Origin of the sequence: Micromonospora sp. WMMD882 (assembly GCF_027497255.1) — a bacterium.
GTDB lineage: Bacteria > Actinomycetota > Actinomycetes > Mycobacteriales > Micromonosporaceae > Micromonospora.
Genome location: NZ_CP114903.1, coordinates 1,897,075 through 1,920,953, shown reverse-complemented (window position 1 = coordinate 1,920,953; position 23,879 = coordinate 1,897,075). Strand labels below are relative to the sequence as shown.

Genomic DNA, 23,879 nt, shown 5'->3' with positions numbered 1-23,879 from the left:
CGGTCGTTCGGCCGGGCGTCGGGCAGCTTCGGCGCAGGGGAGTGGTCGGGAGGCACCCGCCGAGGTTAGAAAGTCTGACGGGCATTGCCATCGGCGCGAATAGTGTCATGAGCCACAATTACCGACGATCGACACCCCCATGTCAGATATGTACGGCATGGCGGGTGCGGTTCTACTATTTGACTTTTCCCCTGAAGCCGTCCCGAACCGGCATTTCCGGCACGGTCCGGCGGTCGTCGCGGCTCCGCCCGAGCCTCGGCCGTTCGGTCCGGGGTCACCTCGGCCGTCCCGCCGTCAGCGTCGGCCGTTCTCCGCCGCGGTGACGGTCAGGCGGTGCCGGCTCAGGTCGGTCGTCGAGAACGGCCAGAGCCGGTCCGCGTGCTCCACCAGCCCGGCGAGCTGCTCCCGGCTCAACCCGACCGACGAGATCGAGGCGTGCACGTCGGCCTGGTAGCGGCCGTCGTCGCCGCGACCCAGCCGTACCTCCGCGCGGACCTGCACGGTGTGCGCCTCGTCGGTGATGTCCCGGGCCGCCTCGACCGCGGCGTGGTGCAGGCAGGAGGCGAACGCCGCCGCGAGCAACTGTTCCGGGGTGAGCCCGGTGCAGTGCGGCGCGAGCGGGGACGCCAGGGCGGTCGACAGGCCGCCGTCGTCGGTGTGCACGTGGCCGCCCTCGGCGGTCGCCATCGCTTCGTGGAACCACGAATCCGGATCCGACATCGCTGTTCCTCCCGTCGTTCCCGGCCCGGCTACCCGGCACCCGCGCGCCGAAACGCCGAGGGCGGCACGCCCCCGGCCGACGCTCGGCTCCGGTCGCGCCTCTGGTCGCGCCTCCGGCCGGGTCGGCGCTCGGGCCGGTCAGCGCTCCGGTCCACCGCCGGAGTCGGCCATCATCGCCACCTCCGTCGGCTCGGACGCGGCCCGCTCGGTCCACGGCGACAGAGCGGCGTCCGCCTGCCGCTGGCGGGGCGCCGCGACGGCCAACGGGACGTACACCCGCGCGTCGACCGCCTCGGCCAGCATCAGGGCGGCGACCAGGCTGGTGGGCCGCTCCAGCGGCTCCTCGGCCAGGCAACGGCGGCACAGGTCGGCCACCTCGCCCGGCAGACCGTCGATCGCGGGCAGCGGGGCCGGCGGCTGCCGGCGCACGCCGAGCAGTTGGCCGGCGGCTGCCGCCGGGTACGGCAGCCGGGCGGTGAGACAGTAGTAGAGCAGCACACCCAGGGCGTACATGTCGGCGGCGGTGGTCGCCGGACGCTGCGCCAACTGCTCCGGGGCGAGATAGGCCGGGGTGCCGACCACCATGCCCGCCGGCAGTGGGTCCGTCGTGCCGTTGGCCGTGGCGATGCCGAAATCCAGCACCTTCACCCCGGCGGGGGTGAGCACGACGTTCGCCGGCTTCACGTCCCGGTGCACGATGCCGTGGGCGTGCGCGGCGGACAACGCGGCGCTCACCTCGGCGCAGACCCGGACGGCGATCCGCCAGTCCAGCGGGCCGGAACGGACGTGCGCGGCCAGGGTCTCCCCCTCGGCGAGCTCCATCACGATGTACGGCACCTGCTGGCCGGTGGCCGTCGAGGCGGTGCCGAAGTCGTGCACGCTCGCCACGTTCGGATGCACCAACCGGGCGGCCGAACGCGCCTCGGCCCGGATCCGGTCGACCGAGGTCGGGCCGTCGTCCTGGCCCGGCGAGATCAACTTCACCGCGACCGTTCGGTCCAGCACCACGTCGTGGGCGCGCCAGACCTCCGACATGCCACCGATGCCGACGCGCTGTTCGAGCCGGTATCGCCCGTCCAGCGTTCTCATCGTGTGCGCTCCTCGCCTCGTCACCGCGCTCCGGTCGCGGGTGCTCCCGAGCCGGTACCCGGCCGTCGAACAGCACAAACCGACGGCTGACGATCCGCTGGCTGAGCACTCGGTCAACCGGACGAGCCGCCCGCGACCGGCTCGACCCGCCGTCGGGCTGCCCGCCCCCCGTGCCGCCCGGTCGTCTGTCACCCGTGCCGGTGGGCCGTCCCTGGGTTCGGGTCGCCGGGCCGTCGTCCGTGGCCCGCGTCGCCGGGTCGTCCCCGGTCCGTCTTCTCCGGCAGCGGGGTGCTCGTCCCGAAGCTGCGGCCCAGCGCCCGCACCTGCGCCTCCAACTCGGGCACGGCCCGCCGGGCGTGCCGCGCCATCACCAGATCCGCCAGTGGACCGACCAGCACCGACCGGCCGGCCTGGAGCAGCCCGACCGCGCGCGGCACGTACACGCGGCGCTGCCGCCGCTCGACGGCCCGGACGAACGCCGTGGCGCACTCCTGGACGGACGTGGTCTTCCGCATCGGCCAGGGCAGCCTGGCCAGCAGCTCGGCGACGGCCGGCAGGTCGGCGCGGGCGTCGCGGACCAGATCGGTGTCGATCCACGACGGATGCGCGACGCCGACCACCACCCCGTGATGGGCCAGTTCCAGCCGGATCGACGTGCCGAAACTCTCCACCCCGGCCTTCGACGCGCAGTACGCCGCCATCCCCGGCGGCGCGGCGAACGCCGCCGCCGAGGAGACGATCAGCAGGTACCCGCGCCGGGCTATCAGCGCGTCGACGGTGGCCGCCGCCGTCCGCATCACCCCGATCAGGTTCACCTCGACGGTGCGCACCATCGCGTCCAGATCCCCGACGGCGAGGGTGCCCCGGTTCGCCACCCCGGCGTTGGCGACCACCGCGTCGATCCCGCCCAGCGCGCCGACCGTGCCGTCGACGGCACGGGTCAGATCGGCCTGGTCGGTGACGTCGGCGGGAAACCAGACGTGCCCTTCGCCCAGCTCGGCCGCCAGTGCGGCGAGCCGCTCCGGCTCCAGCCCGACCAGGGCGACGCGTGCGCCCCGGGCGGCGGCGACCCGGGCGGTGTGCTCACCGATGCCCCGGGCGGCCCCCGTCACCAGTACGACCTTGTCTCTCAGCGGGCTGTCACTTCCTCGCGGCATGCCCCGAAGCTACCGCTACCACTGTCCGCCTCTCTCGACCACCGCAGCACGCGAAGCGAAACGGTAGTCGCCGCCACCGCTGAGCGACGTGCCGGCCGCAGCCGTACACGCGAGATCCGGCCGTGCCCGGCTCAGGTGAGGCGTTCCCCAGGTGACCTGCTGGCCTGCGCGACGCAAACCAGATTCTGTGTGACGATGTGTCCCCGGACGCGGCCCGTCTCGGCGACGAGCGAGGCTTTCCAGACGGCACTGAAAGCCCGCCAGACGCCGGCACGTAGGAGACTTCTGAAGCCGTGCACCGGAGGCGTGCACGCGGCGAACCGTACCGATTCGAAGCCGGCCACGGCCGCGAGTTGGGCGAGGCTCCGTTGGGTGAACCAGGTCTGGTGAGTGATGTCGCCGTACATGATGTTCCCACCGGTCGGGCTGACGGCGTTCGGCACTCGGGCGACGAAGACGCCGCCCGGCTTGAGTGCCCGCGCCACCTGGTCGAACGTCCGCATCACGTCGTCTTTGCCGAGGTGCTCGAGGATGTCGGTCGCGATGACGGCATCCCAGGCGTGCTCCGTGGCCAGCCACGAACGGAAGTCGCCCAACTCCACCCGGTCCAGGCCGCGGCTACGCGCCAGGGCCACCTGCTCCGGGCTGATGTCCACTCCGTACGCGTCCAGCCCGTCGGTGAGCATGATCTGAACCAGGTGGCCCTGGCCGCAACCGATGTCCAGGATCCGGAGCTGGGCTGGTCCCTCAGGCAGATAAGGCCGGATCTGTCGGCGGTAGGTGAAAGTATTGGCTTCTGTATTGCTATTTCCGGCCTCGGTGGTGGACACGTACGAGTCGTAGAACCGGTTGGTGCTCTGCCCGGCATCTCGCTGTTCGGAAACCGTCACTTTTCAGTACCCCGTTGACGTAGGTCGGCTGTGGGCGCGCCGTACCGATCGACCGCGACGGCACGCGACAGCATGCCCAACGAGCGATGGTCGCCGTGGTGGCGGCGACTCGCAGGAGGATCAACGTGGCCTGGGCGTGATCCACCAGGCGCAGTCCTGGCCGGTCAGCCAGCGAGGGCCGTCCGCGCCCCGGACCAGGGCGCTGATCGCGAGGGTGGCGGCGCGCACCGCGTCCGGAGCCGCAACGGTCAACGCCGCCCACGGCGCGACGGGCGTCCCACCGGTGCGCGGGTTGACCACCCCGGAGCCGTCCGCGCCCCGGGTGGACGCGGTCGCCAGCCCGCCGCCGGTCAACCGGACCGTCCCCGCGCCGACCGACACCGGCCAACCGCCGGACGGGACCGGTCCGGCTGTCGCCACCCGGGAGCCGATCGCCACCAGCACCCCGCCGGCCGAACATTCGGCGATCCGTACGGCACATCGCTGCGCCAGGTACGCCGACGCCGTACCGCCCAGCACCAGCAGCAACGTCGGCGGCACGGCCAACCGGTCGCCCCGCAGTGACACCGACCGCCAGTCGCCGGCCAGCGACACCGACCCCCACTGGCCGGCCACGACCGGAACTCCGACGTCGAGGCCGTCAACGGGCAGCGGTCCACCACGGGCGGCCAGCCGGATCCGGGCCGCGCCGATCGTCGGGTCGCAGTCGCCGTCACTGGCCCGGGCCGCGTCCAGGGCCACCGTCACCAGGTCCCGCAGAAGCGGGCCGACCGCGACCGGCCGACCGGCGGCCCGGTGCACCCGGGCCAACTCGCCCCGGCCCGGCGCGGTGACCCGGTCCAGGGCGGCCAGCGCGCCGTCGACCACCCGACGGGCGGTCGTCGGCCGGGTCGCCCCGGTCACCACCACCCGCACCGGGCGACCCCGGTGCGACCAGCGTGTCTCGCGTACCCGATCGGCGGTGTCCATGCGCCAGAGCGTGCGGGACGTGCCTGGGAGAGGCTCAGGTCGCGGCTGTGTGTCGGCTGTGCGACAGGTTGTCACCCAGTCGGTCGACCAGGAAGTCCGCCCAGTTTCGCCGGCCGACGACTGGCTCCGCGCCGTGTCCGGCGGCGCCATCCGCCTCGCCCCCGGCGGGGCGTACGCCGTCCCTCGACGGTCCCATGCCGTCCATCGTCCGGAGTCGGCCTCCCGGGGTCGGGTCCGTGCCGTGCCTCGCCGGATCCGCCTCGCCCACGGCCAGGTTCGCGCCACGAGCATGATCAGTTGATCGTGGTGGCGGACGGCCCCCGGGAGGGCCCATTTGCCACCACGATCATCCGGACCGCCCGGCTGATCGAGGTGATCAGGCCGATCATCCGGTTGATCCACCCGGATGGTGGTCGAGTCGTCGGCCGGGACGGACGCCGACAGGAGCGGGGCAGGCTGCGCGCTCACCGTTTCGGTGATGTGACGGTGACGCGGCGGCGGGATGGCGCGGTTTCCTGGATCCCGTGTGGATCTTGGCGGGCGGTGGGGCGAGAGGGCGGTGGGGCGACGGTGGCGGGGTGGGGCGACACGCACAGGGGGCGCACAGGCAATGGTGGGGCGGGGCACAGGAGCGGGGGCCAGGATGGGGGCATGGTGACCGACGGGCGTGCGTTGCCGGGGCGGGTCGAGTTGCGCCGTCCGGACGGCGGGCCGGTCCGGGTGCTGGTGGTCGACGACGAGTCGACCCTGGCCGACCTGCTCGCCATGGCGCTGCGCTACGAGGGCTGGCAGGTGGCGACCGCCGGCAACGGCATGGCCGCGCTCAGCAGCGCCCGGCAGACCCGACCGGACGTGGTGGTGCTCGACGTCATGCTGCCCGACCTGGACGGCTTCCAGGTGCTGCGCCGGCTGCGTGAGCACGCCCCGGACGTCCCGGTGCTCTTCCTGACCGCCCGGGACGCCGTGCCGGACCGGGTCGCCGGGCTGACCGTCGGCGGCGACGACTACGTGACCAAGCCGTTCAGCCTGGAGGAGGTGATCGCCCGGCTCCGGGCGCTGCTGCGCCGCGCCGGGCTGGCGGTGGCGGCCCGGGAGGCGCCCGTGCTCACCGTCGGTGACCTCAGCCTGGACGAGGACAGCCACGAGGTACGCCGGGGCGACGACCTGATCACCCTCACCGCGACCGAGTTCGAGCTGCTCCGGTACCTGATGCGCAACCCCCGTCGGGTGCTCAGCAAGGCGCAGATCCTCGACCACGTGTGGCACTACGACTTCGGCGGCCAGGCGAACGTGGTCGAGCTGTACATCTCGTACCTGCGGAAGAAGATCGACGCCGGACGCGAGCCGATGATCCACACGCTGCGCGGGGCCGGGTATGTCCTCAGACCCCCCGGGTGACCAGAGCCGGCGGGCGGACCAGAGCCGGCTCGACGACCAGAGCCGGTTGAAGGAACAGAGCCGGCTGAAGGGTCAGGGCCGGCTGGACGGTCAGGGCCGGCTGGACGAGCAGGGCCGGCTCCGGGCGTTGGCGGGCTGGTTGGCCGGCTGGTCGCTGCGGGCCCGGCTGGTCGCCTCGGTGGTCATCCTGCTCGCCCTGGTCAGCGTGGGTGTCGGCGCGGTGACCACGGTGGCCCTGCGGCACTTCCTGATCGCCCAGGTCGACGACCAGCTCGCCCCGATGTGGCCGTACGGGGGACCGGGCGGTGGGCGACCGGTCGGGCCGTTTCCCGACGCGGATCCGAACCCCCGGCTGCGGGTGCCGCCGGGGTTCCCGACCGGCACGGTCGTGGTGCTGGCCGAGGACGGTCGGGTCAGCTCGGCCCGGACGCTCACCTCCGGGCGGGAGGAGGCGCAGGTCGGCCCGGCCGACGTCGCGGCCGTCGCGCGGTTGCCCGCCGACGGCCGCCCGCGCACCGTGGAGCTGGGCGGACGTGGTGAGTACCGGTTCGTGGCACGGCCCTTTCCGGACGGCGCCGTCCGGGCCGTCGGCGTGCCCCTGGCCGGCGTGCGGGCGACAGTGTGGTGGATGGTCGTCGCGCAGGCCGGCATCGCCGCCGCCGGGCTGCTGCTCGCCGGCTCGGCCGGGGCGCTGATCGTGCAGGCGACGCTGCGTCCGCTGCGCCGGGTCGCGGCCACCGCCGCCCGGGTCACCGAGCTGCCGTTGGACCGGGGCGAGGTGGCCCTGTCGGTGCGGGTGCCGGCCGCCGACACCGACCCGCGTACCGAGGTGGGCCAGGTCGGCGGCGCGTTGAACCGGATGCTCGGGCACGTCGCCGCCGCGCTCGCCGCCCGCCAGGCCAGCGAGACCCGGGTACGCCAGTTCGTCGCCGACGCCAGCCACGAGCTGCGCACCCCGCTGGCGGCCATCCGGGGGTACGCGGAGGTGGCCCGCCGGGGGCGGGCCCAGGCCCCGCCCGACGTGGCGCACGCGTTGCGCCGGGTGGAGTCGGAGAGCATCCGGATGACCAGTCTCGTCGACGACCTGCTGCTGCTGGCCCGGCTGGACTCGGGTCGGCCGCTGGTCGCCGAGCCGGTGGACCTGTCCGCGCTGGTCGTGGACGCGGTCAGCGACGCGCACGTGGCCGGGTCCGGGCACCGCTGGCAGCTCGACCTGCCGGACGAGGCGGTGGAGGCGCCCGGCGACGCGGCCCGGCTGCACCAGGTGGTGGCGAACCTGCTGACCAACGCGCGGGTGCACACCCCGCCCGGCAGCACCGTCACCACCACCCTGCGTGCCGGCCCGGACGCCGTCGTGCTGACCGTCGCCGACGACGGCCCCGGCATCCCGGCCGAGCTGCGGCCGGAGGTGTTCGAGCGGTTCGCCCGGGGCGACGGCTCCCGTTCCCGGGCCCACGGCAGCACCGGCCTGGGCCTGGCCATCGTGGCAGCCGTGGTGGACGCCCACCACGGCCAGGTGACCGTGGACAGCCGACCGGGCCGGACGGTGTTCACCGTACGGCTGCCGGCCGGCCCGGTCCGGCCGTGAGCGCCCGAGGTACGCCGACCGGGGGCGGCTGGCCGGTTGTGCGCGCGGAGGACTCGGCGGTCGGCGTACGGTGTGAACCGACAAGTCCGGCTCTGCCGTAAAAGGTGGGGTATGGGCGTTTTCGCGGAGCGAGGGAAGGGAGCGGTCGGTGATGCACCTGGCCTACCTGGACGCGGGATCCGGCAGCCTGATCGTGCAGGCGGTGGTCGGCGGAGCCGCCGGGGCGGCGGTGGCCGCCAGGCTCTACTGGCGTCGACTGGCCGACCGGTTCCGCCGACAGCCCACCGACCAGCCCGGCGGCGAGGGTGCTGAGCGGCCCGGCGGCCAGGGTGCTGAGCAGGGCGCCGGCCAGCCCGTCGAGCGGCGTTGACCGGGATGACGATCTCCGGCGTCCGGGTCGAGCCGGGTTCGTTCCGTGACCCGGCCAACCGGGTCTTCCACCGCGACGGCGACGTGTTGCGCGGCCTAAACGAGCAGGCCGCCAGCGACTACCGGGCGCTGGCCGGCACGGCGTTCTTCCGGGCCCTGCTCGCCGCCGGCAAGGTCTGCGGCACCGAGCAGGTCGGGTCACTGCCCGACCTGCCCTGGGCCACCGTACTGCGACACGAGCGCATCCCGTTCGTCTCGCACCCGTACGAGTGGTCGTTCGGCATGCTCCGCGACGCCGCGCGGCTGCACCTGGAGGTGCTCGCCGAGGCGGTGGCCGCCGGGTTCACCCTCAAGGACGGGTCGGCGTACAACGTCCAGTGGCGCGGCGTGGAGCCGGTCTTCATCGACGTCGGGTCGTTCGCGCCGGCCCGGGAGGGTGAGCCGTGGGCCGGCTACCGGCAGTTCTGCCAGACGTTGCTCTATCCGCTGCTGCTCCAGGCCCACCTCGGGGTGGACTTCCAGCCGTGGCTGCGGGCCCGGGTCGACGGGATCGGGGCCGAGCAGCTCCGCCCGCTGTTCCGGGGGCTGCGTCGGCTGCGGCCCGGCGTCCTGACCCACCTGCACCTGCACGGGGCGATGCAGCGTCGGCACGCCGCCGCCACCACCACCGACGTCCGGGAGCAGCTCCGGGCCGCCGGCTACTCGCGGGACCTGGCCCTGGCCACCGTCCGCGGGCTGACCCGGCTGGTCGACCGGCTGGACCGGCCGCCGCCGGACAGCCACTGGGAGGACTACCAGCGCACCTGCGGGTACTCCCCGGAAGACCGGGCCGCCAAGGAACATTTCGTCGCGGACGCGCTGACCAGCGGTCCACGTCCGGCGCTGGTGCTCGACCTCGGGGCCAACGACGGCCGGTACGCCCGGCTCGCGGCCCGGCACGCCGACCAGGTGGTCGCCGTCGAGCAGGACCCGGCCGTGGTGGACCGGCTGTACCGGCGGCTGCGGGCCGACCGGGACCGGCGCATCCTGCCCCTGGTGATGGATCTCGCGGACCCGTCGCCCGGGGGAGGCTGGCGGGGGGCCGAACGCGCGCCGTTCGCGGCCCGCGCCGGCGCGGACGTCGTCCTCGCCCTCGCGTTGGCGCACCACCTGGCGATCGGCCGGAACGTGCCGTTGCCCGAGGTGGTCGACTGCCTGGTCGGGCTGGTCCGGCCGGGCGGCCGGATCGTGGTGGAGTTCGTGCACCCGCGGGACCCGATGGCCGGCCGGCTGCTGGCGAACAAACCCGCCGGCCTGTTCCCCGACTACCGGCCCGAGGTGTTCGCGCGGCTGCTCGCCCAGCGGTGCCGGATCGAACGGCGACTCGACCTGCCCACCGGCACCCGGACCCTGTACCTCGGGGTCGTGGGTGGCTGAGCCGACCACCGCCGGTCGCCGGCCCGACCGGACCCCGCCGGAGGCTTCCGCGCCCTCCCCGGGGGCGGGCGGGACGACGGCGTGGTGGCGGGCCGAGCTGGGCCGGGCGCTGGAGGTGACCGCCCTGGTCGGGGCGACCGTCACCCAGCCGCTGCTGGACGTGCTCGGGCGCAGCCCCGACTTCTTCCTGTTCCACCGGGCCACCCCGGGCGAGGTGGCCGCCCTGCTCGCGCTGGTCGCCCTCGGTCCGACGGTCGCGGTCACCGGGCTGGGCGCGGCGATCCGGCTGGGCGGCCGGCGGGCCCGTACGGTGGCGCACCGGCTCCTGCTCGCGGCGCTGCTGGCCGCGCTCGCCGTGCAGGTGGGCCGGGCGGTGACGCCGCTGCGGGGCGTACCGCTGGTGGTGGTGGCCGTCGCGGCGGGCCTGGCGGGCGCGGCGGCCCACCGACGCTGGCGCTGGCCGGGCCGGGTGCTGCGGGTCGCCGCCGCCGGGCCGGCGCTGTTCGTCGCCCTGTTTCTGCTGGTCTCGCCGGCCTCGGCGGTGGTGTCGCCGCGCGGCGACGACGGCGGGGCGGCGGGGGCCGCGGCCGGTCCCGGTGGGCATCCGCCGGTGGTGCTGCTGGTCCTCGACGAGCTGCCGCTGGTCTCCCTGCTCACCCCGGACGGGCGGGTCGACGCGGCCCGGTTCCCGCACTTCGCCGAGTTGGCCGCCGGCTCGACCTGGTACCGCAACTCCACCGGGGTGAGCGGTTGGACGCCGTACGCGCTGCCGGCGATGTTGACCGGTCGGTACCCGACCGGACCGGACGCCCCGCACTACTCCCGGCACCCGGACAACCTCTTCACCGCCTTCGGCGGCCGGTACGACCTGCGGGTGCAGGAGACCATCAGCCGGCTGTGCCCGCCGAGCCGCTGCGACCAGCCGGTCGCCCCGGAACAGGGCCTCGGGGTGCTGCTGCGCAAAACCGCCGGGCTGCTCGGCCAGCTCGCCGCCCCGGTGGACGCCACGGCCGACCCGGAGGCCGACTACCGGGAGCCGACCGCGGCGGAGGCGGGGCTGGACGCCGCCGAGCCGCCCCCGACCGACCCGAAGTTCCGGTGGGACACCCTGGACGACAACCAGCCGGCCCGGTTCACCAGCTTCCTGGCCGGACTGCGGCCGACCGAACGGCCCACCCTGCACTTCCTGCACCTGCTGATGCCGCACACCCCGTGGGAGTTCCTGCCCTCCGGGGCCCGGTACGCCGCCCCCGACGACCTGCCGAACGACGGCGTCGGCTGGGTGGACCTGGCCCGGCAGCGGCACCTGGCCCAACTCGGCTACACCGACCGCCTGATCGGCGAGACGCTGCGTACCCTGCGCGCCACCGGCCTGTACGACCGGGCGCTGCTGGTGGTGACCGCCGACCACGGGGTCAGCTTCACCGAGGGCGCGCAGGGGCGGGGGATGGGCGCGATCCGGGGCGCCCCCGGCGAGGTGGCCTGGGTGCCGACCTTCGTCAAGGAGCCCGGCCAGCGCGCCGGGCGGGTCGACGACCGGAACTGGGAGCACGTGGACCTGCTGCCCACCGTCGCCGACCTGGCCCGGATCCGGCTGCCCCGCCCGGTCGACGGGCGTTCCGCGCGGCAGGCCCCCCGCGAACGGGCGGACAAGCGTTTCTACGACCGGCCGGGGGAGCCGGTGACCCTGGCCGGCGGGGCGCCGACCCCGCCGCCGCTGCCCGCGCCCCACCCACTGGTCGGCACGCCGGTCGGGGACCGGCCGGGCGGCGGGACGGTGCGGATCGCCGACCGGTCCGCGTTCCGGGCCGTCGACCCGGACGTCGGGCGACTGCCGGCGCTGGTCTGGGGCGCCGTGCCCGACCAGGTGCCGGACGGCACGCTGTTGGCGGTCGCCGTCAACGGTCGGATCGCCGCGGTGACCCGGGTGGTCCCGCCGGACGAGGGCGGCCGGCGGTTCGCGGTGCTGCTCGGCGACGACCGGGTCTTCCGCGGCGGTGAGAACCGGCTGGACGTGTACCGGGTCGCCGCCGACGGCGGCCTGCGTCACCTGACGCCGACCGACTGACCGTCGGGTTCTTCCCGGATCCGCCCGTTCACCCCGGTCAGGGTGGCGTCCGTCGATGTCGGACCACCTTCGACCCGTCGCCCCGATTACGACGGTGGTCCATCCGATCGCCCTCGGTGATCCGTTTCGTCCCTGGCAGAGCCTATTCCCGACTGCTTTGGTGGGAAAGTGGGTGACGCATCCCTCACCACTCCACCACGGCGGGCGGTGTTAGCTGGATCGCGTTTACGGTAAAAGCGAAGGCACCTTCAACGTAGATTCTGCCGGCGAAGCGAGGGACACATGACGGAAGTCAAGCTCGATCACCCCGGTGGGCAGCTTTCGATGCCGGTGCAGGCCGCGGTCGAAGGCCCCGCCGGCATCCGGGTCGGCTCGTTGCTCAAGGAGACCGGCCTGGTCACCTACGACCCCGGGTTCGTCAACACCGCGGCCTGCTCCTCGGCGATCACCTACATCGACGGGGACGCGGGCATCCTGCGGTACCGGGGCTACCCCATCGACCAGTTGGCCGAGAAGTCCTCCTTCCTGGAGGTCTCCTACCTGCTCATCTACGGTGAGCTGCCGACCGTCACCCAGCTCGACGAGTTCACCCAGCGGATCAAGCGGCACTCGCTGCTGCACGAGGAGATGCGGCGGTTCTTCGACGGGTTCCCGCGTGACGCGCACCCGATGGCGGTGCTCTCCTCCGCGGTCAGCGCGATCTCCACCTTCTACCAGGACAGCCTCGACCCGTTCGACGCCGAGCACGTGGAGATGTCCACGGTCCGGCTGATGGCGAAGGTCCCCACCATCGCGTCGTACGCGTACAAGAAGTCCATCGGGCAGGCGATGCTCTACCCGGAGAACTCGCTGGGCTACGTGGAGAACTTCCTGCGGATGACGTTCGGCGTGCCGGCCGAGCCGTACGACGTCGACCCGGTGATGGCCCGCGTGCTGGACATGCTGTTCATCCTGCACGCCGACCACGAGCAGAACTGCTCGACCTCCACCGTCCGGCTGGTGGGCTCCAGCAACGCCAACCTCTTCGCGTCCGTGTCGGCCGGGGTGAACGCCCTCTTCGGCCCGCTGCACGGCGGCGCCAACCAGGCGGTGCTGGAGATGCTCGAACGCATCCAGGCCGACGGCGGCGACGTGCAGTCCTTCGTCCGCAAGGTCAAGGACAAGGCCGACGGCGTCAAGCTGATGGGCTTCGGCCACCGGGTCTACAAGAACTACGACCCGCGGGCGGCGATCGTGAAGCAGGCCGCGCAGGACGTGCTCGGCCGGATGGAGACGCCGGACCCGCTGCTCGACCTGGCCATGCAGTTGGAGGAGATCGCCCTCGCCGACGACTTCTTCGTCTCCCGCAAGCTCTACCCGAACGTGGACTTCTACACCGGCCTGATCTACAAGGCCATGGGCTTCCCGACGAAGATGTTCACGGTGCTGTTCGCGCTGGGCCGGCTCCCCGGCTGGATCGCCCAGTGGCGCGAGATGATCGGCGACCCGGAGACCAAGATCGGCCGTCCCCGGCAGCTCTACACCGGCGCCGCCGAGCGCTCCTACGTCCCGCAGGACGAGCGCTGAGCCTTTCCTGACGACCCCGCACGCGACGGGCCGCCACCCCGGTCGGGGTCGGCGGCCCGTCGCGTCGTGCGCCGGCCCGTCAGCCCCGCCCGGCGACGTGCTCAACGCAGGACCGGCGGGGGTCAGCGCAGGACCGGCGGGGGTCAGCGCAGGAGCGGCGGGGGCTCAGCGCAGGAGCGGCGGGGGCTCAGCGCGGGGACCGGCGGGGGCTCAGCGCAGGCCGGCGGCGGCGAGGAGGTTGCCCTCCGGCAGGGCGGGTCGGGTCCGGCCGTGCGCCATCTGGTGCTCGGCGCGCTCGGCGACGAAACCGGGGGCCTGGGCGATCGCCGCGGCGTACGTCGAGGCGGTGCGGCTGGCGATCGCCGCCCAGCCGTACCGCTCGTGCACCATGGCCCGGGCCCGTCGGGCCAGCAGCCGGGCGCCCTCGGTGTCCGACAGCAGCGCGTCGACCGCCTCGCTGAGGCCGTCCGGGTCCTGCGGGCGGAAGGTCATCCCGGTGACGCCGGGCTCGACGATCTCGGCGAGCCCGCCGGTGGCGGCCACCGCCAGGGGCGCGCCGGCCGCCGCCCCCTCCAGGGCGACCATGCCGAACGGCTCGTAGATGCTGGGCACCGCGAAGCAGTCCGAGGCGGCCATCACCGCGGGCAGGTCGGTGCCGCCCAGGAAACCGGGCAGCTCGACCGTGCCGGCCAGCCCGAGCCGCCGTACCTCGGTCTCCAGCTCACCCCGGTACGGGCCGTCGCCGACGATCACCGCGCGCAGCCCGGGGTGCCGGTCCCGCAGCCGGGGCAGCCCGGCCAGCAGGTGCTGCACGCCCTTCTCGTAGACCAGCCGCCCGGCGAAGGTGACCAGCGGGCCGTCCCCGGCGAACCGTCGGCGGGCCGCGGCGACCGCCGCCACCGGGGCCTTCCAGCGGTGCGGCTCCACCCCGTTGGGCACCACGTCGACCCGGCCGCCCGGCACGCCGAACAGCCCGGTCACCTCGTCGCGCATGTACCCGGAGCAGACGATCACCCGGCCGGACTCGTTGCCGAGCCAGTGCTCCACGGCGTGGATGGTGCGGTTCATCTCCTTCGGCAGCCAACCCTGGTGCCGACCGGCCTCGGTGGCGTGGATGGTGCTGACCAACGGCACGTCCAGGTGCTCGCGCAGGGTCATCGCGGTGTGCGCGACCAGCCAGTCGTGGGCGTGGATCACGTCGTACCCGCCGGACTCGGCGGCGCGCAGCGCGGCCCGGGTCAGCGTGTGGTTGAAGGCCATCGTCCAGGCCAGCAGCGACTCGGTGGCCAGCGGGAAGGCCACCGGGTCCTCGGCGGCGCGGACGATACGTACCCCGTCGGCGTACTCCTCCAGGGGCGCGCCCTCGCTGTGCCGGGTGACCACGGTGACCTCGTGGCCGGCGGCGACCAGGGCGACGGAGAGCGCGTGCACGTGCCGGCCGAGGCCGCCGACCAGCACCGGCGGGTACTCCCAGGAGAGCATCAGGATGCGGGAGCGCGGCGTGCCCGCGGTGGCGTGGGGTGGGAGTCCGGCGTTCCCGACCTGGTGCGGGATCTGCGGGCGGGAGGTGAGGGTGGGCCGGCAGGCCCGGTCCGAGGGGCTCGCGAACTGCTCGCCGACCCGCGGGATCGTCACAGTGGCTCTCCGTCCAGGCATGGTGGCACGCGCCGGCGTCGACGGCGGCGTGCGGGCATGGTGGTGGGTGGCCGATACGGCCGGTGCGGGCGCGCGGGCACGCGCCCGCACCAAGGAAAAGGCATGGCGGGGAAACTCGCATCTCCGACGGGCCGAAGGTGACCAGGGCCACGTGCAGGTTTAGCCGGCCACAAACGGGTGCGATCAGGGCGTTCGGCGGAAAGGATGAGGTCGACGCCGGCCCGAACGGGTGGATTGGCCCGCGCGGTGGCGGGGCATATCCGGCGTGCGCCGCGCACGGCCGGACCGGCCGTGCCGGCGTCGACGAACCACGCCCAAAGGAGCGACATGCAGGTCTGGCCGGGTGACCGCTATCCGTTGGGGGCCACCTACGACGGGATGGGCACCAACTTCGCGATCTTCTCGGAGGTGGCCGAGGCGGTGGACCTCTGCCTCTTCGACGAGTGGGACACCGGCGCCGAGCGACGGGTACGGCTGCGGGAGGTCGACGCGCACGTCTGGCACGGCTACATCCCGGGCATCGAGCCCGGCCAGCGGTACGGCTACCGGGTGCACGGGCCGTACGACCCGGGCAACGGGTTGCGCTGCAACCCGCACAAGCTGCTGCTCGACCCGTACGCGAAGGCGGTCGACGGGGACGTGCGGTGGCATCCGGCGGTGTACGACTACGTGCTGGGCGAGCCGGACCGGATCTCCGAGGAGGACTCGGCCCCGTACCTGCCGAAGTCGGTGGTGGTGAACCCGTACTTCGACTGGGGCAACGACAAGCCGCCGCGCACCCCGTACCACCACTCGGTGATCTACGAGGCGCACGTGCGGGGGCTGACCATGCGGCACCCGGGCATCCCCGAGGAACTGCGCGGCACGTACGCGGCGATCGCCGCCCCGGCGATGATCGAGCACCTGACGAAGCTCGGCGTGACCGCTATCGAGCTGATGCCGGTGCACCAGTTCGTGCACGACCACCGCCTGGCCGACCTGGGGCTGCGCAACTACTGGGGCTACAACACCATCGGTTTCTTCGCCCCGCACCACGGCTACTCGGCGATGGGCCATCTCGGTCAGCAGGTGCAGGAGTTCCGGGGCATGGTCCGGGCGCTGCACGCCGCCGGCATCGAGGTGATCCTCGACGTGGTCTACAACCACACCGCCGAGGGCAACCACCTCGGCCCGACGCTGAGCTTCAAGGGCGTCGACAACCCCAGCTACTACCGGCTGTCGGAGGAGGACCGGCGGTACTACGTCGACTACACCGGCACCGGCAACAGCCTCAACGTGCGCAGCCCGCACTCGCTGCAACTGATCATGGACTCGTTGCGGTACTGGGTGACCGAGATGCACGTCGACGGGTTCCGGTTCGACCTCGCCGCCACCCTGGCCCGCGAGTTCTACGAGGTGGACCGGCTCTCCACCTTCTTCGAGGTGGTCCAGCAGGACCCGGTGGTCAGCCAGGTCAAGCTGATCGCCGAGCCGTGGGACGTCGGCCCCGGCGGCTACCAGGTGGGCAACTTCCCGCCGGTGTGGACCGAGTGGAACGGCAAGTACCGGGACACCGTCCGCGACTTCTGGCGCGGCGAGCCGGCCACCCTGGCCGAGTTCGCCTCCCGGATCTCCGGCTCCGCCGACCTCTACCAGGACGACGGCCGCAAACCGTTCCACAGCATCAACTTCGTCACCTGCCACGACGGGTTCACCCTCAATGACCTGGTGTCGTACAACGACAAGCACAACGAGGCCAACGGCGAGGAGAACCGGGACGGCGAGGGCCACAACCGGTCCTGGAACTGCGGCGTCGAGGGCCCCACCGACGACCCCGGCGTGCTGGCGCTGCGGGCCCGGCAGCGCCGCAACTTCCTGGCCACCCTGATGCTCTCCCAGGGCGTGCCGATGATCGGCCACGGCGACGAGCTGGGCCGCACCCAGCACGGCAACAACAACGCCTACTGCCAGGACAGCGAGCTGGCCTGGATCGACTGGGAACAGGTCGACGAGCAGCTCCTGGAGTTCGTCCGGACGCTCACCGCGTTCCGTACCCGGCACCAGGTGTTCCGCCGCCGCCGCTTCTTCACCGGCCTGCCGGTGGGCGGACGCACCGCCGAGCAGCCCCTGCCCGACCTGGCCTGGTACACCCCGGACGGTCGGGAGATGAACGGCGGCGACTGGGGCAACGACTTCGGCCGGGCGGTCACCCTCTTCGTCAACGGCGAGGGGATCCCCGAACGCGGCCAGTACGGCCAGCGCCACCACGACAACTCGTTCCTGCTCTGTTTCAACGCCCACGACGCGCCACTGGACTTCACCCTCCCCGGCGGCGAGTTCGGGCAGAAGTGGCACTGCGTGATCAGCACCGCCGATCCGGACCCGGACGGCACGACGGTGGTCGGCGCGGGCGGCACCCTCCAGGTGCCGGACCGCTCCCTGGTGGTCCTGGAAAGGGCGGTCTGATGTCGGTCACCCCCACGGACCCGCAGGCGAACGGCCGGCGGGTCGGCGCGACGTACCGGGTGCAGGTCAGCCCCGGCTTCGACCTGACCGCCACCGCCGAGCTGGCCGACTACCTCGCCGCCCTCGGCGTCACCCACCTCTACAGCGCGCCGCTGCTCACCGCCGCCCCCGGCTCGGCGCACGGCTACGACGTCGTCGACCACCGGGCGGTCAACCCGGCGCTCGGCGGGGAGGCCGGCCGGCGACGACTGGTCGACGCGCTGCGCGCCGCCGGGCTCGGCCTGGTCGTGGACATCGTCCCCAACCACGCCGGGGTGGCCCAGCCGGCCGCCAACCCGGCCTGGTGGGACGTGCTGCGCGCCGGCCGCGCCTCGACGTACGCGCGCTGGTTCGACATCGACTGGGACCGGGGCCGGCTGCTGCTGCCGGTGCTCGCCGACACCCCGGACGCCCTCGACGACCTCAAGCTGGTCGACGGGGAGCTGCGCTACCACGAGCACCGCTTCCCGGTCGCCGACGGCACCGGCGACGGCAGCCCCCGCGAAGTGCACGACCGGCAGCACTACGAGCTGGTGAGCTGGCGGCGCGGCGACGCCGAGCTGACGTACCGGCGGTTCTTCGCGGTCTCCGACCTGGCCGGGCTGCGGGTGGAGGACCCGGAGGTGTTCGACGCCACCCACGCGGAGATCCTGCGGTGGGCGGCGGCCGGCGAGGTCGACGGCATCCGGGTCGACCACCCGGACGGGCTGCGCGACCCGGCCGGCTACCTGGCTCGGCTGCGCGCCGCCGCGCCCGACGCCTGGCTGATCGTGGAGAAGATCCTCGAGTACGGCGAGGAGCTGCCGGACTGGCCGGTCGACGGCACCACCGGCTACGACGCGCTCGCCCCGGTCGGCGGCCTGTTCGTCGACGGCCGCGCAGAAGGCGACCTCACCGCCCTGGACACCCGGCTGACCGGCGCGGCCACCTCCTGGCCGGAGCTGATCCACGCTACCAAGCTGGCCGCCGCCACCCGGTTGCTCGCCGCCGAGCTGACCCGGCTCGCCGCGCTCGCCCCCGAGGTGGACCGCGATGCCGCCCGCGCCGCCCTGGCCGAGCTGGCCGCCTGTTTCCCGGTCTACCGGGGCTACCCGCCGGAGGGGGCCCGGCACCTGGCCGCCGCCCGCGCCGAGGCGGGCCGTCGCCGCCCGGACCTGACCGTCGCGCTGGACGCGGTCACCACCCGACTGCGCGACCCGGACGACGAGCTCGGCCGACGGTTCCCGCAGCTCACCGGGGCGGTGATGGCCAAGGGGGTGGAGGACACCGCCTACTACCGGTGGAGCCGGTTCGTCGCCCTCAACGAGGTCGGCGGCAGCCCGGCGCACTTCGGCGCCCCGCCGGAGGAGTTCCACCGGTTCGCCGCCGACCGGCTGCGCCGCTGGCCCCGGTCGATGACCACGCTCTCCACCCATGACACCAAACGCGGCGAGGACGTCCGCGCCCGGCTGGCGGTGTTGTCCGAGCTGCCGGACCGGTGGGCCGGGCAGGTCACCGCATGGATGCGGGACGCGCCGCTGCCCGACCCGGCCTTCGCCCACCTGCTGTGGCAGACCGTCGTCGGCGCGTGGCCGATCGAACGGGAACGGCTGCACGCGTACGTGGAGAAGGCTGCCCGGGAGGCCGCCGCGTCGACCAGTTGGAGCGACCCGGACCCGGTCTTCGAGCGCGCCCTGCACGCCCTGGTCGACCGGATGTACGACGACCCCGGGCTGCGCGGCGCGATCACCGCGTTCGCCGAGGAGATCACCTGGGCCGGCTGGTCGAACGCGCTCGGGCAGAAGCTCGTCCAGCTCGCCATGCCCGGGGTGCCCGACACCTACCAGGGCACCGAGCTGTGGGACAACTCCCTCGTCGACCCGGACAACCGCCGCCCGGTCGACTTCGCCGTGCGCCGGGAGCTGCTGGCCCGGCTCGACGCCGGCTGGCGGCCCCCGGTGGACGCCGGTGGCGCCGCCAAGCTGCTGGTGGTCTCCCGCACGCTGCGGCTGCGCCGGGACCGGCCGGAGCTGTTCACCGGCCACCGGGCGCTGCCGGCGCGCGGCCCGGCGGCGGCGCACGCGGTCTGCTTCGACACCGGCGGCGCGCTGGCCGTGGCGACCCGGCTGCCGGTGGGCCTGGCCCGCCGGGGCGGCTGGGGCGACACGACGCTGTCACTTCCCGGCAACCGGATGACCGAGGTGTTCACCGGGCGGGTCTACGCTGGCGGACGGGTGTCGTTGGGCGATCTGCTGGGCACCTATCCCGTCGCGCTGCTGGCTCCCGCCGAGCCGGCGTCCGCGCCCACCGAGGCCGGGGAGGCCGTATGAGCGTCGTGGCCGGGGAGGCCGTATGAGCGAGTTCGCGGTGTGGGCGCCGCAGGCCAACCGGGTCCGGCTGCGCGTCGAGGGCGCCGACGACCGTGAGATGACCGCCGGTCCGGGCGGCTGGTGGCGGACCGCCGCGCCGGACGCCGGTCCCGGCGCCGACTACGCCTTCCTGCTCGACGACGACGAGCGGGCCCTGCCGGATCCGCGCTCGCCCTGGCAGCCGGCCGGGGTGCACGGCCCGAGCCGGGTCTACGACCATGCCGCGTACGAGTGGGGCGACCAGGCGTGGACCGGCCGGCAACTGCCCGGCAGCGTGCTGTACGAGCTGCACGTCGGCACGTTCACCCCGGAGGGCACCTTCGACGCCGTCATCGAGCGCCTCGACCACCTGGTGGACCTCGGGGTGGACCTGATCGAGCTGCTCCCGGTCAACGCGTTCAACGGCGAGCACAACTGGGGCTACGACGGGGTGTGCTGGTACGCCCCGCACCACGGGTACGGCGGCCCGGACGGGTTGAAGCGCCTTGTCGACGCCGCCCACCAGCGCGGGCTGGGGGTGGTCCTGGACGTGGTCTACAACCACTTCGGCCCGTCCGGCGCGTACGCGCCGATGTTCGGGCCGTACCTGGCCGAGCAGAGCAACTCCTGGGGGCGGGCGGTCAACCTGGACGGCCCGCACTCCGACGAGGTGCGCCGCTACATCGTGGACAGCGTGCTGACCTGGCTGCGGGACTACCACGTCGACGCGTTGCGACTGGACGCGGTGCACGCGTTCGCCGACCACCGGGCGATCCCGCTGCTGGAGGAGCTGGTCGTGGAGGTGGAGACGCTCTCCACCCACCTGGGCCGACCGCTGTCGCTGATCGCCGAGTCCGACCTGAACGACCCCCGGCTGATCACGCCCCGGGAGGCGGGCGGCGTCGGCCTGCACGCCCAGTGGAACGACGACGCCCACCACGCCCTGCACACCCTGCTCACCGGGGAACGGCAGGGCTACTACTCCGACTTCGGCTCGCTGGACTGCCTGGCCGACGTGTTCACCGGGGCGTTCTTCCACGCCGGCACGTGGTCGAGCTTCCGGGACCGTACGCACGGCCGGCCGGTGGACCGGCAGCGGGTGCCCGGGCACCGGTTCGTGGCGTACCTGCAGAACCACGACCAGATCGGCAACCGGGCCACCGGTGACCGGATCTCCGCGACGTTGTCGCCGAGGCTGCTGCGGGTCGGCGCGACGCTGCTGTTCACCGCCCCGTTCACCCCGATGCTGTTCATGGGGGAGGAGTGGGGGGCCACCACGCCGTGGCAGTTCTTCACCAGCCACCCCGAGCCGGAGCTGGCCGTCGCCGTCGCCGACGGCCGGCGGCGGGAGTTCGCCGCGCACGGCTGGCCGCCCGGGGACGTGCCGGACCCGCAGGACCCGCAGACCTTCGTCCGGTCCCGGCTGGACTGGGCCGAGCTGGACAAGCCGGAGCACCGGGAGATGCTCGACTTCCACCGCCGGCTGATCGCGTTGCGCAAGTCCCGGGCCGACCTGTCCGACCCCCGGCTGGACCGGGTCGACGTGCGCCACGGCGACCGGTTCCTGATGGTCCGGCGGGGGGAGTGCCTGGTGGTGGCGAACCTGGCCGACCGGCCGCAGCGGATCAGCCTGCCGGCGGTCGTCCGGCACGTCCTGCTCGCCACCGCCGCCGGCGTCACCGTCCAGCGTGACGGCGTGGAGCTCCCACCGGAGAGCGCCGCCGTCGTCGCGGTCTGACCCCGCTCGCCGGGCGGGCTCGCCGGGCGCTGTTTCGGTGATGTGGGGCGGTCCCGCCGGGCGGACACCCCCACATCACCGAAACGGAGTCGAGTCTCCGACGGTCCCGCGCCGCCCCGGCCGGCGGACCGGGACGGACGTGACACAATTCCCGAGATGAACGCGCGTCGCAGCACCGGGGAGGCGGCCGGCGCACCGGCTGCCGACCCCGCCACCCCCCGCCCCGGGGCGGGCCGCCGGGCCCCCTGGCTCGCGCTCGGCCTCGCCGCCGTGGTGCTCGTCGTCGACCAGCTCACCAAGCTGTGGGCCGAGCGGACCCTCACTCGCGGGGAGCGCGTCCCCGTCCTCGGCGACGCGTTGGGCATCAAGCTGGTCTACAACCCCGGCGCCGCGCTGTCGATCGGCCGCGACGCCACCTGGATCTTCACCATCGTGGCGGCGGCCGGAGTGCTTGGCGGCCTCTGGTACGTCTGGCGGGTCCGCTCGCGGGCCTGGGCGGTGGCGCTCGGGCTGCTCCTCGGCGGGGCCACCACCCACCTCGGTGACCGGCTGTTCCGCAGGCCCTCGTTCGGGCAGGGGCACGTGGTCGACTTCATCGCCTACTTCGACTGGTTCGTCGGCAACGTCGCCGACATCGCCATCGTGGTCGGCGCGGCGCTGATGGTCCTGCTCGCCGCGAAGGACCACCCGACGCGCCCCGACCGGGCGCGGTGACCGCCTGGCGCCCCGACCGGGCGCGGTGACCTCCTCGCGCCCCGACCGGGCGCGGTGACCGGGGCGGTCGCCGTCAGGGCAGCGGCCACTCGTGGACCGGGCGGTTGTCGTGCATCAGCTCGACGTAGTGGCCGACCATCCGGCGCAGCGCCTCCGGCCGGTCCAGGTGGTCCTCGGACTCGAACCGGTGCAGCGTGGCGACCTGCCAGGTGGCCCCGTTGCGGCCGGTCAGGCAGCGTTGTTCGATGATGCCGAGCAGCCGGTCCCGTTCGGTCGGGTCCAGCCCCCACTGATCGAGGCCGTGGTGGGCCAGCGGCAGCAACCGCCGCAACACCAGCTCGGTGACCGGCAGGTAGCCCAGACCGGGCCAGAAGACCCGGGCGTCGACGCCGTACCGGGCACAGCTCTGGAAGTTCTCCTCGGCGGCGCTGAACGACATCTGCGACCACAGCGGCCGGTCCGCCTCGGCGAGGGCCCGGACGAGGCCGAAGTAGAACGCGCCGTTGGCGATGGTGTCCAGCACGGTCGGCCCGGCCGGCAGCACCCGGTTCTCCACCCGCAGGTGCGGTCGGCCGCGCAGCACGTCGTAGACCGGGCGGTTCCAGCGGTAGATGGTGCCGTTGTGCAGGCGCAGCTCGGCCAGTTTCGGCACGCCTCCGGCGGCCAGGGTGTCGACCGGGTCCTCCGGGTCGCAGATCGGCAGCAGCGCCGGGTAGTAGCGCACGTTCTCCTCGAACAGGTCGAAGACGCTGGTGATCCAGCGTTCCCCGAACCACACCCGGGGACGCACCCCCTGGGCCTTGATCTCCTCCGCGCGGGTGTCGGTGGCCTGCTCGAACAGCGGGATCCGGGTCTCCCGCCACAGCTCCCGGCCGAACAGCAGCGGCGAGTTCGCGCCGAGGGCCACCTGGACCCCCGCGATGGCCTGGGCGGCGTTCCAGTAGTCGGCGAACTGGGCCGGACTGACCTGGAGGTGGAACTGGGTGCTGGTGCAGGCCGCCTCCGGGGTGATCGTGTCGGCCGTGGTGACCAGCCGCTCCACCCCGGTGATGGAGATCTTCAGGTCCTCGCCCCGGGCGGCGAAGATCTGCTCGTTGAGCAGCCGGTAGCGCGGGTTCGCCGAGAGCGTCTCGGCGGTCAGGTGCTCGGGGCGCAGGGTCGGCAGGATGCCGATCATCACCATGTGCGCGCCGATCGTCCGGGCCTTCGCCTCCGCCGCGTTCAGACTGGCCCGTACGTGCTCCTCGAACTCGGCGGTGCCGGTGCCGGCGATGCGTCGCGGCGCCACGTTGATCTCGACGTTGAACTGGCCCAGCTCGGTCTGGAAGCTCGGGTCGGCGACGGCGGCGAGCACGTCGGCGTTGCGCATGGCCGGCATCGAGGTCTCGTCGACCAGGTTCAGCTCGATCTCCAGGCCGGTCGTCGGTCGTTCGAAGTCGAACCGGGACTCCCGCAGCATGGCGGCGAAGACGTCCAGGCACCGGCGCACCTTCTCCCGGTACCGGGCCCGGTCCTCCCGTGTGAAGATCCGTACGCCGACGTCCTCGCCCATGGTCACCACCCTGTCACCCGTGGGATCTATAACCTCACACGCGTCCGACGAAACGTGACAGGACCAAAGGTCCCCTTTTCGCGTCCCGCGCCGACGGCCGGCGTGGGCCGGCAGGCGGCGTACGCCGGGATACCCGCTGCGGTCCCCGGCATGGCCGGGGACCGCCGGGCGTCCGGCC

Annotated in this window: 17 protein-coding genes; 10 read left to right on the top strand and 7 right to left on the bottom strand. The window is 73.6% G+C overall.

Annotated features, from left to right (window positions below):
• Window positions 1-294: 294 nt before the first annotated feature.
• The 5 genes from O7606_RS07395 to O7606_RS07375 all read right to left on the bottom strand — a co-directional run bounded on the left by O7606_RS07395 (window position 295) and on the right by O7606_RS07375 (window position 4,825).
• Window positions 295-720, bottom strand: coding sequence for an OsmC family protein (locus tag O7606_RS07395; protein ID WP_281598323.1), 426 nt, complete (start codon window positions 718-720; stop codon window positions 295-297).
• Between the two features lie 138 nt (window positions 721-858).
• Window positions 859-1,809: a serine/threonine-protein kinase gene (locus O7606_RS07390; protein WP_281598322.1), complete on the bottom strand. Its 951-nt coding sequence runs from the start codon at window positions 1,807-1,809 to the stop codon at window positions 859-861.
• 188 nt (window positions 1,810-1,997) lie between these two features.
• Window positions 1,998-2,966 (bottom strand): SDR family oxidoreductase, encoded by a 969-nt coding sequence (locus O7606_RS07385; protein ID WP_281598321.1) that lies wholly within the window; start codon window positions 2,964-2,966, stop codon window positions 1,998-2,000.
• A 131-nt stretch (window positions 2,967-3,097) separates the two neighbouring features.
• Window positions 3,098-3,856 (bottom strand): class I SAM-dependent methyltransferase, encoded by a 759-nt coding sequence (locus O7606_RS07380; protein ID WP_281598320.1) that lies wholly within the window; start codon window positions 3,854-3,856, stop codon window positions 3,098-3,100.
• A 120-nt stretch (window positions 3,857-3,976) separates the two neighbouring features.
• Window positions 3,977-4,825: an FAD:protein FMN transferase gene (locus O7606_RS07375; protein WP_281598319.1), complete on the bottom strand. Its 849-nt coding sequence runs from the start codon at window positions 4,823-4,825 to the stop codon at window positions 3,977-3,979.
• A 651-nt stretch (window positions 4,826-5,476) separates the two neighbouring features.
• On the opposite strand from O7606_RS07375, the gene O7606_RS07370 reads away from it, so the two are divergent.
• The 6 genes from O7606_RS07370 (at window position 5,477) to O7606_RS07345 (ending at window position 13,230) form a co-directional block, all read left to right on the top strand.
• On the top strand, window positions 5,477-6,223 hold the full coding sequence (locus O7606_RS07370) for a response regulator transcription factor (protein WP_281598318.1): 747 nt from the start codon (window positions 5,477-5,479) through the stop codon (window positions 6,221-6,223).
• 139 nt (window positions 6,224-6,362) lie between these two features.
• Complete coding sequence (locus O7606_RS07365) at window positions 6,363-7,811, top strand: HAMP domain-containing sensor histidine kinase (protein WP_281599535.1); 1,449 nt, start codon at window positions 6,363-6,365, stop codon at window positions 7,809-7,811.
• A 148-nt stretch (window positions 7,812-7,959) separates the two neighbouring features.
• Window positions 7,960-8,181 carry a hypothetical protein gene (locus O7606_RS07360; protein WP_281599917.1) on the top strand — a complete coding sequence of 74 codons (222 nt, stop codon included), beginning with the start codon at window positions 7,960-7,962 and terminating at the stop codon, window positions 8,179-8,181.
• A 5-nt stretch (window positions 8,182-8,186) separates the two neighbouring features.
• Complete coding sequence (locus tag O7606_RS07355; protein ID WP_281598317.1) at window positions 8,187-9,596, top strand: class I SAM-dependent methyltransferase; 1,410 nt, start codon at window positions 8,187-8,189, stop codon at window positions 9,594-9,596.
• Complete coding sequence (locus tag O7606_RS07350) at window positions 9,589-11,664, top strand: sulfatase-like hydrolase/transferase (RefSeq protein WP_281598316.1); 2,076 nt, start codon at window positions 9,589-9,591, stop codon at window positions 11,662-11,664. Before O7606_RS07355 ends, O7606_RS07350 begins: the two co-directional genes overlap by 8 nt.
• Window positions 11,665-11,946: 282 nt before the next feature.
• A complete protein-coding gene (locus O7606_RS07345) occupies window positions 11,947-13,230 on the top strand; it encodes a citrate synthase (protein WP_281598315.1) in 1,284 nt (427 codons plus the stop codon).
• Between the two features lie 210 nt (window positions 13,231-13,440).
• Here the strand turns inward: O7606_RS07345 and O7606_RS07340 are convergent, their stop codons facing one another.
• Entirely contained in the window at window positions 13,441-14,865 is a 1,425-nt protein-coding gene (locus tag O7606_RS07340) for a glycosyltransferase family 4 protein (RefSeq protein WP_281598314.1), read from the bottom strand.
• 348 nt (window positions 14,866-15,213) lie between these two features.
• Here O7606_RS07340 and glgX point away from each other — a divergent pair, with 348 nt between their 5' ends.
• From glgX to O7606_RS07320, 4 genes are all read left to right on the top strand, one after another.
• Window positions 15,214-17,331, top strand: a complete 2,118-nt coding sequence (gene glgX / locus O7606_RS07335; RefSeq protein ID WP_281598313.1) for a glycogen debranching protein GlgX — start codon at window positions 15,214-15,216, stop codon at window positions 17,329-17,331.
• On the top strand, window positions 17,331-19,679 hold the full coding sequence (gene treY, locus O7606_RS07330) for a malto-oligosyltrehalose synthase (protein WP_281598312.1): 2,349 nt from the start codon (window positions 17,331-17,333) through the stop codon (window positions 19,677-19,679). Before glgX ends, treY begins: the two co-directional genes overlap by 1 nt.
• Before the next feature lie 22 nt (window positions 19,680-19,701).
• Window positions 19,702-21,435, top strand: coding sequence for a malto-oligosyltrehalose trehalohydrolase (gene treZ, locus O7606_RS07325; protein ID WP_281598311.1), 1,734 nt, complete (start codon window positions 19,702-19,704; stop codon window positions 21,433-21,435).
• Between the two features lie 156 nt (window positions 21,436-21,591).
• Window positions 21,592-22,149, top strand: coding sequence for a signal peptidase II (locus tag O7606_RS07320; RefSeq protein ID WP_281598310.1), 558 nt, complete (start codon window positions 21,592-21,594; stop codon window positions 22,147-22,149).
• Window positions 22,150-22,222: 73 nt separating this feature from the next.
• Here the strand turns inward: O7606_RS07320 and O7606_RS07315 are convergent, their stop codons facing one another.
• A complete protein-coding gene (locus O7606_RS07315; protein ID WP_281598309.1) occupies window positions 22,223-23,701 on the bottom strand; it encodes a glutamate-cysteine ligase family protein in 1,479 nt (492 codons plus the stop codon).
• Between the last annotated feature and the right edge of the window lie 178 nt (window positions 23,702-23,879).

What these genes read in the sequence shown, in the direction of transcription:
- O7606_RS07375 (WP_281598319.1), bottom strand. Translation starts at nt 4,825, where the DNA reads ATGGACACCGCCGATCGGGTACGCGAGACACGCTGGTCGCACCGGGGT.
- O7606_RS07345 (WP_281598315.1), top strand. Translation starts at nt 11,947, where the DNA reads ATGACGGAAGTCAAGCTCGATCACCCCGGTGGGCAGCTTTCGATGCCG.
- treY (WP_281598312.1), top strand. Translation starts at nt 17,331, where the DNA reads ATGTCGGTCACCCCCACGGACCCGCAGGCGAACGGCCGGCGGGTCGGC.
- glgX (WP_281598313.1), top strand. Translation starts at nt 15,214, where the DNA reads ATGCAGGTCTGGCCGGGTGACCGCTATCCGTTGGGGGCCACCTACGAC.
- O7606_RS07395 (WP_281598323.1), bottom strand. Translation starts at nt 720, where the DNA reads ATGTCGGATCCGGATTCGTGGTTCCACGAAGCGATGGCGACCGCCGAG.
- O7606_RS07315 (WP_281598309.1), bottom strand. Translation starts at nt 23,701, where the DNA reads ATGGGCGAGGACGTCGGCGTACGGATCTTCACACGGGAGGACCGGGCC.
- O7606_RS07385 (WP_281598321.1), bottom strand. Translation starts at nt 2,966, where the DNA reads ATGCCGCGAGGAAGTGACAGCCCGCTGAGAGACAAGGTCGTACTGGTG.
- O7606_RS07355 (WP_281598317.1), top strand. Translation starts at nt 8,187, where the DNA reads ATGACGATCTCCGGCGTCCGGGTCGAGCCGGGTTCGTTCCGTGACCCG.
- O7606_RS07370 (WP_281598318.1), top strand. Translation starts at nt 5,477, where the DNA reads ATGGTGACCGACGGGCGTGCGTTGCCGGGGCGGGTCGAGTTGCGCCGT.
- O7606_RS07320 (WP_281598310.1), top strand. Translation starts at nt 21,592, where the DNA reads ATGAACGCGCGTCGCAGCACCGGGGAGGCGGCCGGCGCACCGGCTGCC.
- O7606_RS07390 (WP_281598322.1), bottom strand. Translation starts at nt 1,809, where the DNA reads ATGAGAACGCTGGACGGGCGATACCGGCTCGAACAGCGCGTCGGCATC.
- treZ (WP_281598311.1), top strand. Translation starts at nt 19,702, where the DNA reads ATGAGCGAGTTCGCGGTGTGGGCGCCGCAGGCCAACCGGGTCCGGCTG.